Source organism: Selenomonas bovis DSM 23594 (assembly GCF_000381005.1).
Taxonomy (GTDB): Bacteria; Bacillota; Negativicutes; order Selenomonadales; family Selenomonadaceae; genus Selenomonas_C; species Selenomonas_C bovis.
Map to the genome: position 1 here is coordinate 1 of NZ_KB908421.1, position 12,013 is coordinate 12,013.

General features: G+C 57.2%; 10 protein-coding genes. 9 read left to right on the plus strand and 1 reads right to left on the minus strand.

The window, feature by feature from the left end:
* Positions 1–192 (minus strand): transposase (locus F599_RS15255; protein ID WP_169337832.1); only part of this gene is annotated, 192 nt, incomplete at its 3' end.
* A gap of 219 nt (positions 193–411) precedes the next feature.
* Here F599_RS15255 and F599_RS0112255 point away from each other — a divergent pair.
* From F599_RS0112255 to F599_RS14420, 9 genes are all read left to right on the plus strand, one after another.
* Positions 412–1,440, plus strand: coding sequence for an Eco57I restriction-modification methylase domain-containing protein (locus F599_RS0112255; protein ID WP_019543802.1), 1,029 nt, complete (start codon positions 412–414; stop codon positions 1,438–1,440).
* A gap of 47 nt (positions 1,441–1,487) precedes the next feature.
* Positions 1,488–2,525, plus strand: coding sequence for an IS1595-like element ISSag10 family transposase (locus F599_RS0112260; RefSeq protein WP_002837184.1), 1,038 nt, complete (start codon positions 1,488–1,490; stop codon positions 2,523–2,525).
* A 23-nt stretch (positions 2,526–2,548) separates the two neighbouring features.
* The gene (lnu(C), locus tag F599_RS0112265) at positions 2,549–3,043 is read left to right on the plus strand and encodes a lincosamide nucleotidyltransferase Lnu(C) (RefSeq protein ID WP_019543803.1); all 495 of its coding nucleotides are present in this window, start codon (positions 2,549–2,551) and stop codon (positions 3,041–3,043) included.
* Positions 3,044–3,290: 247 nt separating this feature from the next.
* A complete protein-coding gene (locus F599_RS0112270; protein WP_019543804.1) occupies positions 3,291–6,725 on the plus strand; it encodes a DEAD/DEAH box helicase family protein in 3,435 nt (1,144 codons plus the stop codon).
* Between the two features lie 211 nt (positions 6,726–6,936).
* Positions 6,937–7,581 carry an amino acid ABC transporter permease gene (locus F599_RS0112280; protein WP_026327984.1) on the plus strand — a complete coding sequence of 215 codons (645 nt, stop codon included), beginning with the start codon at positions 6,937–6,939 and terminating at the stop codon, positions 7,579–7,581.
* On the plus strand, positions 7,562–8,341 hold the full coding sequence (locus F599_RS0112285; RefSeq protein WP_019543807.1) for an amino acid ABC transporter ATP-binding protein: 780 nt from the start codon (positions 7,562–7,564) through the stop codon (positions 8,339–8,341). Before F599_RS0112280 ends, F599_RS0112285 begins: the two co-directional genes overlap by 20 nt.
* A gap of 49 nt (positions 8,342–8,390) precedes the next feature.
* Positions 8,391–9,326, plus strand: a complete 936-nt coding sequence (locus F599_RS0112290; RefSeq protein WP_019543808.1) for a hypothetical protein — start codon at positions 8,391–8,393, stop codon at positions 9,324–9,326.
* Positions 9,323–10,030: a glycosyltransferase family protein gene (locus F599_RS0112295; protein WP_019543809.1), complete on the plus strand. Its 708-nt coding sequence runs from the start codon at positions 9,323–9,325 to the stop codon at positions 10,028–10,030. The genes F599_RS0112290 and F599_RS0112295 overlap by 4 nt, the downstream gene beginning before the upstream one ends.
* Positions 10,031–10,052: 22 nt before the next feature.
* Positions 10,053–11,837: an O-linked N-acetylglucosamine transferase, SPINDLY family protein gene (locus F599_RS14420; RefSeq protein WP_019543810.1), complete on the plus strand. Its 1,785-nt coding sequence runs from the start codon at positions 10,053–10,055 to the stop codon at positions 11,835–11,837.
* The last annotated feature ends 176 nt before the right edge of the window (positions 11,838–12,013 follow it).

The following is a 12,013-nucleotide window of genomic DNA, read 5'->3' on the forward strand; positions in this document are numbered from 1 at the left end:
TTCTTTATGGAGTTTCCCGCTGCCGACAAAAGGCTGCTCGGGATGCTTCATGTACCGCTGCTTCCAGGTATAAAGCGAATTTACATTTATATCCAGCTCACGAGCTACTTGACTGGCAGGAATGCCACTCATTACACGCTTGACTGCTTCTTCCTTAAATTCATTGCTATAGGTCTTTTGTTTCGTGGACACTATCTCATCACCTCATGGTCTTATTTTACCATTCGTTTATAGTGTCCATCAAACGGGGTATAGGCCACTCCCCTGCCGCATCAAGGATTGGCGGAGGCAGAAATCCCTCTGTTACCACACGCTCAAATCTTGCGCTGGCGTCACGACATAGCGCTTTGTAGATGGACAATAATGGAAAACCTCTTTTATGTGCAGCCGTAAAACGAAGGAGGACTGACAATGGGCAAGAAGATGTTCGATTATGTGATCGGGAATCCGCCGTATCAAAAAGAGTCATTGGAAAGTGTTTCAAAAACAAATGGACAGAAACCAATGACGAATATATTTCAGTATTTTCAAGAGGCCGCAGATAGAATTACGGATAAGGCTGCTGTTTTGATTTATCCCGGAGGGAGATGGATTCATCAATCCGGAAAAGGAATGAAAACGTTTGGAAAGGAACAAATCAATAGCAAGAGCCTTTCAACAGTTGTGTTTTATCCTGACGCAAGTGAATTGTTTGGAAATGCGGCAAGCCTTTCAGATGGTATTACCATTGTGACAAAGAATTATCGCAAGAAAGGTGAAGGATTTACGTATATCTATTCTCAAAATGGAGAGCAGACAAGTGTTCATGTAGATAATCCAGGTGATAAATTACTACCTCTTGATCCACGTGATTTACCGATAGAACAAAAGATAGACAAGATAATGAGAAAGAATGGCTGGCGGTATCTTCATGAGAGTATATTGCCGCGTTCCTTATTTCCAATAGAAAGTGATTTCGTTGAGAAACATCCTGATAAGGTAAGAACGTATGAAAAAGAGGATCCGGTAGATTATGCTGCTGAAATAAAACTGTTTACGAATGATAAAGCGGGAAAAGCAGGGCGCGCAAAATGGTTCGTTGCCAATAAGGAAGTAATAACTAAAAATGCGAAGTATATATCAGAGTGGCAGGTAGTAGTTTCAAGCGCCAATGCAGGCGGACAAAAGAGAGACAACCAGCTAGAGATCATAGATAATCATTCGGCATTTGGACGCTCGAGATTGGCATTGCGCTCTTTTGCTACAAGGAACGAAGCGAAAAATTTTTTTGCGTATGTGAGTTCATATTTCATTCGCTATACATTTTTGTTGACAGATGAAGCATTAACCTCGTTAGGGAAAGAGGTTCCGGATATAGAAAATTATCGTTCAGGCGAATCAATCATTGATTTTTCAAAAAGGCTCTGTCACAACAAATGGTTGATTTTTGACGAGAAATAGCGTATAATAATAGTAAGAAACAGTACCACCGAAGGAGGTAATTGGATATGCCTACTATCAAAGACGCATTAGATATTATCGGTAAGTTGACTGTCGCAGAGCAGGAAAGCCTTAAAACAATGCTTTTAAGTCCTGCCTTTGTAAAGTCTTTGAATATTGAAGATTTCGTAGCAAAGGAACGCTTTGCAAATGGTCGTGTATGCCCTCTTTGTGGCTGTATCCATGTGGTTCGCAATGGTCATCGTAAAGATGGCACACAGCGATATGTATGTAAGGATTGTGGCAAGTCCTTCGTGATTGCTACGAACTCCATTGTGTCTGGTACAAGAAAAGACTTGTCCGTGTGGGAGCAGTACATTGATTGTATGATGAATGGCTTATCCATTCGTAAGACTGCTGTTGCTTGTGGGATTCACAGAAACACCGCATTCCTTTGGAGACACAAGATTTTGGATGCACTTCAGAATATGGCAGACGATGTTACCCTTGACGGCATTATTGAGGCTGACGAAACTTTTTTCGCCATCTCGTACAAGGGCAATCATAGCAAGAGTAAGACATTTGCTATGCCACGCAAGGCTCATAAGCGTGGTCATTCTACACATATCAGAGGCTTGTCCCAAGAAAAGGTATGTGTTCCTTGTGCGGTTAATAGGAATGGCTTGTCTATCTCCAAGATTACGAATACTGGTAGAGTTTCTACAAGAGATTTACATCATATTTATGATGGTAGGATTAAGACCAATTCCACTCTTGTTACGGACAAGATGAACTCCTATGTGAGATTTACAAATGCCAATGGCATTGACCTTGTGCAGTTAAAGACTGGCAAAGCCAAGAAAGGCATTTATAATATCCAACATATCAATAGCTACCATAGCCAGCTAAAGAGGTTTATGCGTGGCTTTAACGGTGTTTCTACCAAGTATCTGAACAACTATCTTGTGTGGAATAACCTTGTAAATTACGCCAAAGAAAGCGACATGGAGAAAAGGAACATCTTCTTAACTTTTGTTTTGGCAACATTGAAAACTGCTAAATGCAGAGATTTATCAAACAGACCAGCAGTTCCTCTGGTCGCCTAATTAGAATTTGTGGAGATGATAAGATGGTCAATATAACAGATGTAAAACAGATTCTTCAATTTGCAATAGATGCGGAGATTAAAGTCTTTCTTGATGGTGGATGGGGTGTAGATGCTCTTCTTGGATATCAGTCAAGAGCCCATAATGATATTGACATTTTTGTAGAAAAGAACGATTATCAGAACTTTATAGAAATAATGAAAGCTAATGGCTTTTATGAGATTAAGATGGAATATACAACATTGAACCATACTGTATGGGAAGATTTGAAAAACAGAATTATTGATTTGCATTGTTTTGAATATACGGACGAAGGTGAAATTCTTTATGATGGGGATTGTTTTCCGGTAGAAACTTTTTCGGGTAAAGGAAGAATTGAGGAAATAGAGGTTTCCTGTATTGAACCATATAGTCAAGTAATGTTCCATCTGGGATACGAGTTTGATGAAAATGATGCACATGATGTGAAGTTATTGTGTGAGACACTTCATATCGAAATTCCAAATGAGTATAGATAACTGCAAATAACAGTTTGTAGGGGAGTTCTGATACTCCCCTATAAAAATGGCTATTTATCAACTGTTTGTTGTGACATAGCCTTCAAAAAATATAGATGTTCAGATGTGCCAATTATTTGGAATAACAACGTCTGAATTTGAGTATATGAAAAAACGTGTTGATGGGCTACGAGCAAAAAAGTAGGAGTCATAATACGATAAATTGCTAGATGGATAATGGTTTTTTATAAGAGAGGCGACATATAATATGGCGGCAATCGAGATCAGGACGACGGCGAAGGTCACGCCGCAGTGCTATGCCTATACGCTGCCGGATGTGCCGGCGAATGCGGGTTGGACGAAGATTGGCTTTACAGAGCGCGAGGTAGAGACGCGCATCAAGGAGCAGACGCATACGGCAGGGCTCGTGCCGAAGCTCTGGTGGCATCTGCGCGCGGCGTTCATGACGGAGCCATATGGGAATTTCAAGGATACAGATTTCCATGCGTATCTGAAGAAGCTCGGCGTTGCGCGGCGCGAGGGCACGGAGTGGTTCGAGATCGCGCCGGACGCGGCGAAGAGCGACTATATCGAGTTCGCGCAGAATCATGGCGTGGTGGCGGACGCGGACGCAGATGCGGCGGCGGTCATCCCGTACCGGCTGCGCGAGGAGCAGGAGGCGGCAGTCACGCAGGCGCTCGCGTATTTCCACGCGCATGCGCATGGCGAGTTCCTCTGGAACTGCAAGCCGCGTTTCGGCAAGACACTCTCTGCCTATGACCTCTGTCACAGGATGCAGGCGAGGAATGTCCTCATCGTGACGAATCGCCCCGCCATCGCGAACTCCTGGTATCAGGACTATGAGACGTTCTTCGGCCCGCAGAGCGGGTATCTCTTCGTGAGCAATGTCGATGGCATCCGTGACCGGCGGTATGTCGTGAGCCGCGAGGCGTTCCTCGAGCGGGCTGCGGAGGACGAGGAGGGCGTCAGGGGCTGCATCGAGTTCGTGAGTCTGCAGGACCTCAAGGGATCGCTTTATTTCGGCGGGACGCATGAGAAACTAGCGGAGGTGAGCGCCGAGCATGGGCTCACCTGGGATCTGCTCATCATCGACGAAGCGCATGAGGGCGTCGATACGTACAAGACGGATACGGCGTTCGTGCATATCAACCGGCGCTATACGCTGCATCTATCCGGTACACCTTTTAAGGCACTCGCGAATGACAAGTTCCCGGAGAATGCCATCTATAACTGGACGTACGCGGACGAGCAGCGGAAGAAGCGCGACTGGGACGATGCAAGCGAGCAGGAGAATCCCTATGCGAAGCTGCCGCGTCTCTCGCTCTTCACCTATCAGATGTCGGAGCTGGTGCGCGAGCGGGCGGCGCAGGGCATCACGCTCGCGGATCAGGAGCAGGAGGAGTACGCGTTCGATCTGAATGAGTTCTTCGCGGTGAATGAGTCGGGGAAGTTCGTCCACGACGCGGACGTGGATAAATTCCTCGACGCGCTCACGCATCAGGAGAAGTTCCCGTTCTCTACGCCGGAGCTGCGCGCGGAGCTAAAGCATACGTTCTGGCTGCTGAACCGCGTCGCGAGCGCGAAGGCTCTCGCGAAGAAGCTCCGGCTGCATCCGGTGTTCAGGGACTACGAGATCGTCCTCGCGGCGGGCGACGGCCGGCTCGACGACGAGGACGAGACGGAGAAGTCTTTCGACCGCGTGACGCAGGCCATCCGGCAGCATGAGCGGACTATCACGCTCTCGGTCGGCCAGCTCACGACGGGCGTGACGATACCGGAGTGGACGGCGGTGCTCATGCTCTCGAATATGGCGTCGCCCGCGCTCTACATGCAGGCGGCGTTCCGCGCGCAGAATCCGTGTCTCTTCGTCGATGCGGCGGGGAATAGCTATCGCAAGCAGAACGCCTATGTGTTTGATTTCGATCCCGCGCGGACGCTGACGATTTTCGAGCAGTTCGCGAACGATCTCATCCCCGAGACATCCGGTGAAAAGGGGGACTTCGACCAGCGGCGGAATCATGTGCGCGAGCTGTTGAATTTCTTCCCTGTCTATGGCGAGGATGACGCGGGCGCGATGATCGAGCTGGATGCGGAGTCGGTGCTCACGATTCCGCGCCATATCCACGCGAAGGAGGTCGTGGAGCGCGGCTTCATGTCGAATTTCCTCTTTGCGAATATCTCCGGCATTTTCGGTGCGCCGCGCGAGATCATCGACATCATCAACGGGCTGCAGGCCATCGAGGAGCCGAGTGGGTTGGCTGCGGTGGATATCGACGAGGATACGGCGGATGCGCTGTGCCTGAATGACGAGGGAGAGGTCGAGGTGTCGGAGGCGCAGGTCATCGGCACGGCGGCAGAGATTTTCGGCAAGAAGGTCTATGCGGATGTCAGCGACCAGCTGACGGACGCGGTCGCAGATGTGCAGGCAGATCATGAGAGGCACCCCGACCCGCGCAAGGAGGATCTCGAGTCGCTCAAGAAGCAGCTCAGCCAGCCGCTCGCGGGTACGCTCATGGAGACAGCGCGGCAAGCGTATGGCAAGGATCTCAGGAAGTCCACGCAGAACCGGCTCGAGCGGAAGATCCAGGATACGACGGACAAGGTGGTCAGCAGCGAGTATGCGGATCACGTCATCCGCGATAACCAGCTCGTGCATGAGCGCGATAAAAAGATCGCGGCGGCACAGCAGGCAGGCGCCTCGATGCAGGTGGTCTCCGATATCGATGCGGCGTATGGAGAGAAGCGCGAGGAGAGCTATCAGCGGATGGTGGCGAATATCCAGCAGCGGCTCGGCAGCGAGGAGACGGTAAAGGAGGCGGCGGAGCAGATTGTCGAGACGGTCGAGACAGAGAAGCTCGAGCGCGAGAAGGACAGTATCGAGGGGAATGTCCGCGATCATCTGCGCGGTTTCTCCCGGACGATTCCCGCATTTCTCATGGCGTACGGCGACGAAGATACGACGCTGGAGAATTTCGATGCGCTCGTCCCCGCGGAGGTGTTCTGGGAGGTCACGGTGAACCCGCAGAGCGGTCAGGGCGTCACGCTCGATACGTTCCGCATGCTGCGCGACGGCGGCGACTACTACGAGAAGGATGAACGCGGGCGGGAGATCCGCGATGAGGCACATAAAAGGCATTTCGACGGCCATCTCTTCGATCCTGTGGTGTTCGATGATGCAGTCCAGGAGTTTATGAGGAAGCGCCGGGAGCTCGCGAACTATTTCTCTCCGGATACGAAAGGGGATATCTTCGACTACATCCCGCCGCAGAAGACGAATCAGATTTTCACGCCGAAGCGCGTGGTGCGGGATATGGTGGATCGGCTCGAGAGGGAGAACCCGGGCTGCTTCGACAATCCGGAGGCGACGTTCGCCGACCTCTATATGAAATCTGGCATGTATGTGACCGAGATCGTAAGACGCCTCTACCAGAGTCCGCGCCTCAAGGCGCTCTATCCTGACGAGCGTGTGCGGCTGAATCATATCTTCTCTCGTCAGGTCTACGGCTGCGCGCCGACGGAGATCATCTACCGCATCTGCCTGCGCTATATCCTCGGCTTCAGCGAGGAGATCGAGATAGAGAAGCATCATATCCGCCTCTTCGATACCCTGCCCGCGGCGAAGGAGGGGACGCTGGAGGAGGTGCTTGGGCAATTGTTTTGCTTTGCGGATGAGGAGGCCTAGGTTGGTGTCCCGGCAGACTCCGGCAACTGGGGAAAGGAAGAGCTGCATGAATGAATCAGCGCTTCCTAAAGTATCGCTTGAAAAGCGGGGATATTTTCGGTACAATAATTGAGTTAATACTTTGCTATACTAAAGCGCCAGGAAAGGCCGCGCAGGCGGCCTCTGGCGCTGGGATTCGGGGCTGCCGCGTGCAGGCCCGCAAGGAGAGATCATGGAAAAACTGATGGATACCGTCGTGCTCATGCTGGAGGGCTCGGAGGTCACGCTGGAAATCTTCTGCGTCACGCTGGTGCTGGCGCTGCCGCTCGGTATTCTCGCGGCGCTCGGACGGCTCTCGCCGCTGCGGCCGCTCTCGCGGTTCATGGAGTTCTATATCTGGCTCATGCGCGGCACGCCGCTGATGCTGCAGCTGCTCTTCGTCTATTTCGCGCTGCCGATGGTGGGTATCCTGCTGCCGGATATCGCGGCGGCGCTGCTCGCGTTCACGCTGAACTACGCGGCGTATTTCGCGGAGATCTTCCGCGCGGGCATCCAGTCTGTGCCGCGAGGTCAGTACGAGGCGGCAAAGACGCTCGGCATGACGTACGGGCAGACGATGCGGCGCATCATCCTGCCGCAGGTGATCCGCATCGTGCTGCCGCCGATCTCGAATGAGACGATCAACCTCGTCAAGGATACGTCGCTCATCTACATCCTCGCGATGAACGACCTGCTGCGCGTCGCGCGCACGATCGTACAGCGCGAGTTCGATATGACGCCGTTCGTCGTGGCGGCGGTGTTCTACCTCGCGATGACGGCTGTGCTGACCTGGGGATTCAAGAAGCTGGAGGCGCATTATGGCAAATACGCAAAATGAGGATGTCATGCTCCGCATGCGCGGCATCAAGAAGTCGTTCGGCAGCGTCGAGGTGCTGCGGGGCATCGATCTCACGGTGCGCCGCGGCGAGGTGCTCGCGATCATCGGCCCGTCCGGCTCGGGCAAGAGCACGCTTCTGCGCTGCATGAACCGCCTCGAGGAGATCAGCGGGGGCTCGGTGGAGATCGAGGGCGAGGTGCTCGCGACGACGACGCCCGCGGGCGCTGTGGAGTATACGGACGCGGCGACGTGCCGCCGCCTGCTCGGCTGCACGGGCATGGTGTTCCAGCAGTTCAACTTGTTCCCGCACATGACGGTGCTCGAGAATTTGCTCGAGGCGCCCGTCCATGTGAAGAAGCGGCCGCGCGAGGAGGTGCTGCCGGAGGCGCGGGAGCTCCTCGCGAAGGTCGGACTCTCCGCGCGGGCGGACTACTACCCCGCGCAGCTCTCGGGCGGCCAGCAGCAGCGCGTGGCCATCGCGCGGGCGCTCTGCATGAAGCCGGACATCCTGCTCTTCGACGAGCCGACGAGCGCGCTCGACCCGGAGCTCACGGGCGAGGTCTTGAAAACGATGCGCGAGCTCGCGGCGGAGCACATGACGATGGTGGTCGTGACGCATGAGATGGCGTTCGCGCGCGAGGCGGCGAGCCAGGTGGTATTCATGGCGGACGGCGTCATCGTCGAGCAGGGCGGGCCGGAGGCGTTCTTCGCCGCGCCGAAGGAGGCGCGGACGCAGGCGTTCCTGCATAATATGCTTTGAGAGAAATGACGGCAGGCGCAGTGGTTTCGAAAAAAGGAGGGCGACGCGCATGGCGGAGAAGATCAAGGCGGAGCTGCTTTCGTTCCTGAAGGGATCGGAGCTGCCGCTCTCTATCCTCGTCGTGGAGAGCGTCGGCTATCTGCCCGCACTGCGGCGGCTCTTTCCGCGCGCCGCGCTCTACGCGGTGACGGCGGGCGGGCAGCCGGAGGAATCGGAGTACGCGGGCCTCTCCGTGCACTGGACGGCGCTCGACTATCTCGCGGCGCCGCTGCCATTCGCGCCGGAGACATTTGACTACATCATCTCCGACTTGTTGCTCGAGCAGGCGGGGAACCCGCAGGATATCGCTGCGGGTTTTTCGCGCTATATCAAGCAGACGGGCGCGCTGCTCACGAGCTTTCGCAACATCCGCCACTGGTCGGTGCTCGAGGAGCTCCGGGACGGCCACTACTACCGCGTCTGCGCGCGGCTCTTCGCGAAGCCGGAGTTTGAAAAGCTCCTCTACGCCTCGTATTATAAGGCGGTGCGCATGCGTGCGCAGCGGCGGGCGGCGCCGCCTGAGGTGATGGCGCGCCTGCAGGCGGCGGCGTTCGAGAATACGCATGACGATCTCGAGACGGAGTTCTGGCTCGTCTATGCGGCGCGTTCGATGCCGGAGCTCTCGCTCCTCAAGTCGTTCTACACAGCCGAGCAGCGAGAGGCGCTCGCGCGCCTGCTCCATCGCATCGAGTACGGCGTCGACACGGCGCGGCAGGTCGCGGCGCTTTGGTCGCTTTACGATGAGGCCGGGCTCTTTCCCGCCTACGTGGCGAATTTCATCAAGGAGAGCGTGTTCCATCCCGCGCGGTTCTACCGCCACCTGCGCGCGTATTCCGCAGGGCGGCGAGAGGAACTCCGAGAGATTCTCGGGGAGGCGGAGGAGGCGGCGACGAGCGCAGAGGAGCGCGTGCTCCTCGCATCCCTGCGGGAGGAGGATGAGACATGATGACGGAGCAGCTGACGCGGCCGCTCGATGCGCACAAGGTCGCGTTCATCACGTGCGTGAACGATGCGCACTGGTACGATGAGTGTCGCCTCTACCTCGAGGCGCTCCACCTGCCGGCGGGCATGACAGCGGAGTACCTGCCCGTCTATGGGGCGGCGTCGATGTGCGCGGGCTACAACGAGGCGATGATGCGCTCGGAGGCGAAGTACAAGGTCTACCTGCACCAGGACACGCTCGTGGTGAACAAGCGGCTCGTCGCGGATCTCCTCGCAATCTTCGCCGATGCCGCCATCGGCGCGGTCGGCGTCATCGGCTGCCGCAGCCTGCCGCGCTCGGGCGTCTGGTGGGACGGCCTGCGCACCTACGGGCGCGTGTTGCACGCCTGCGAGCCGGAGAGCGTCGTCGACTCGCACTGCCGCGAGCCAGAGGGCGCGTATCAGGCGGTCGAGGCGGTCGACGGGCTCTTTATAGCGACGCAGGTCGACCTGCGCTGGCGCGAGGATCTTTTCACGGGCTGGCACCTCTACGATACGTCGGAGTGCATGGAGATGCAGCGCCACGGCTACGAGGTCGTCGTGCCGAATCAGGAAAAGGACTTCTGGTGCATCCACTGTCCGAAGGAAAAGCCGCTCGCCGCGTCGTATAAGGAATATCAGAAGATTTTTTTGCGGGAATACGGCGCGGAGCTCCATCCGGAGGTCTGAGCGGCGGGAAGGAGAGAGCGCATTGTCTGAGGAACTCCTGGACTGGCAGCTCGCGTGCGACCGCTTCGCGCGCGAGGGCGATGTGCGCGGCATGCGCGCCTGCGCGCGCGAGGTGCAGGGCATCGGCGGCGCGGAGGCCGCGTGCGAGGCGCAGGCGATGGAGGCGGACGCGGCGCTCTACGCAGGCGACAGCGCCACGGCAGGCGCGCGGGCCGCGGCCGTGCTCGACGAGGCGCCCGGGCATCTTCGCGCGCGCCTCGTCCTCGCGGGCGCGGACTCGCGCACGTTCGCCATCGCGGGCGCCATGGACCGGCTGCGCGTGCTGCGACAGGACATCGAGCGCGATCTCCTGCCATATACGCGGGGGAAGCCGCGCGGCGCGGCGGCGCGGGAGAAATGGGCGCGCCACCGCCGCGCGCTCCTTTACCGCGCGCTGCTCTTCCTCGCGGATGACGCGTATCTCGCCGCCATGCCCGAGGAGGCGGCCGCCGCCCTCCACAAGGCGGCGGCGCTCGCACCGGACGCGGGCGCGGCGGCGGCGCTTTACAGCAAATACCTTTTCATGCGCAACTACCGCGCGCAGCCGGACGCGGAGAAGCGGCAGGAGGCGGCGCTCTTCGGCGCGTTCCTCAGCGGCGTGCAGCCCTATCGCCAGGAACAGATCCTGCGCGTGCCGGGAAAGCGCCTGCGCATCGGCTATATTTCCCGTGATTTCCGCCTGCACGCGATGGCGTATTTCCTCGCGCCGTTTCTGCGCGACTTCACGCCGGAGGCGTTCTCCGTCTACGTCTACGCGACGGGGCCGGTCGACGAGGTCACGCGCAGGCTCCGCCATTTTCCCGTGCAGTGGCGCGATGTGCGCGGACGTTCCGCGCATACGGCCGCGCGCCTCATCGCGGAGGATCACATCGACATCCTCGTGGATCTCTCGGGCCATACGCAGGACAACGCGCTGCCGACCCTCGCCTACCACGCGGCGCCCGTGCAGCTTTCAGGGCTCGGCTATGTGGCGACGACGGGGCTCGCCGCCGTGGACGGCTTCCTCGTCGACCGCGTGACGCTGCCGCAGGGCGCGAGCGAGGAGGCGTTCACGGAGCGGCCCGTCCGCCTGCCGCACTGCCAGTTCTGCTACGCGCCCGGCGCGGTGCGCGAGATGCCGGAGGTGGCGGCGAACATCCCGTACCAGAGGAACGGCTTCGTGACGTTCGGCAGCTTCAACAACCTCGCGAAGCTCTCCGACGAGACGCTGCTCTGCTGGCGGGCCATCCTCGACGCGCTGCCGGACAGCCGCCTCGTGCTCAAGGGCAAGACGCTCTCGGTGCCGGACGGACGTGCGCTCATGCGCGCTCGGCTCGCGGCGCTCGGCCTGCCGGTCTCCCGCGTCGAGCTGCGCCCCTTCAGCGAGCGCTATCTCGAGGAGTACCGGGACATCGACATCGCGCTCGATCCGACGCCCTATACGGGCGGCCTCACGACCTGTGAGGCGCTCTACATGGGCGTGCCCGTCGTGACGCTGCGGGGGCGCACGCACGGCAGCCGGTTTGGCGCGAGCCTGCTTACGGCGGCGGACCTCCCTGAGCTCATCGCGGAAAATGAGATGGAGTACGTGAAGAAGGCCTGCGCCCTCGCGCGCCACCCTGAATTGCTCGCGAAGAACCACAGGAAGATGCGCGCGCATCTGCAGGCGTCCGGGCTCATGGACGCCAAGGCGTACATGCAGGACGTCGAGCGCACATACCGCGCGCTCTGGGAGGCGTACTGCCAGAGGGGCGACGACGGAGCAGCGCAGTATCCAACAGCCGATTGACAGAGTCCCATCCGTACCAGATAGTTCTCACAGGTGCGGATGGGATTTTACTATTCCTCAAGAACGCAAGCCGCAGGCGCAGCGTGATTGGTTGGATTTACGGTAAGGGAGATGCACAATGTCCACGAAGTGGACGTTTGCGCATGTAGCGTTGTGATGCGCGGGGGGGGGGGGGG

Coding starts and splice junctions, on each gene's coding strand:
- F599_RS0112255 (WP_019543802.1), top strand. CDS start 412: ATGGGCAAGAAGATGTTCGATTATGTGATCGGGAATCCGCCGTATCAA.
- F599_RS0112260 (WP_002837184.1), top strand. CDS start 1,488: ATGCCTACTATCAAAGACGCATTAGATATTATCGGTAAGTTGACTGTC.
- F599_RS0112270 (WP_019543804.1), top strand. CDS start 3,291: ATGGCGGCAATCGAGATCAGGACGACGGCGAAGGTCACGCCGCAGTGC.
- F599_RS0112280 (WP_026327984.1), top strand. CDS start 6,937: ATGGAAAAACTGATGGATACCGTCGTGCTCATGCTGGAGGGCTCGGAG.
- F599_RS0112285 (WP_019543807.1), top strand. CDS start 7,562: ATGGCAAATACGCAAAATGAGGATGTCATGCTCCGCATGCGCGGCATC.
- F599_RS0112290 (WP_019543808.1), top strand. CDS start 8,391: ATGGCGGAGAAGATCAAGGCGGAGCTGCTTTCGTTCCTGAAGGGATCG.
- F599_RS0112295 (WP_019543809.1), top strand. CDS start 9,323: ATGATGACGGAGCAGCTGACGCGGCCGCTCGATGCGCACAAGGTCGCG.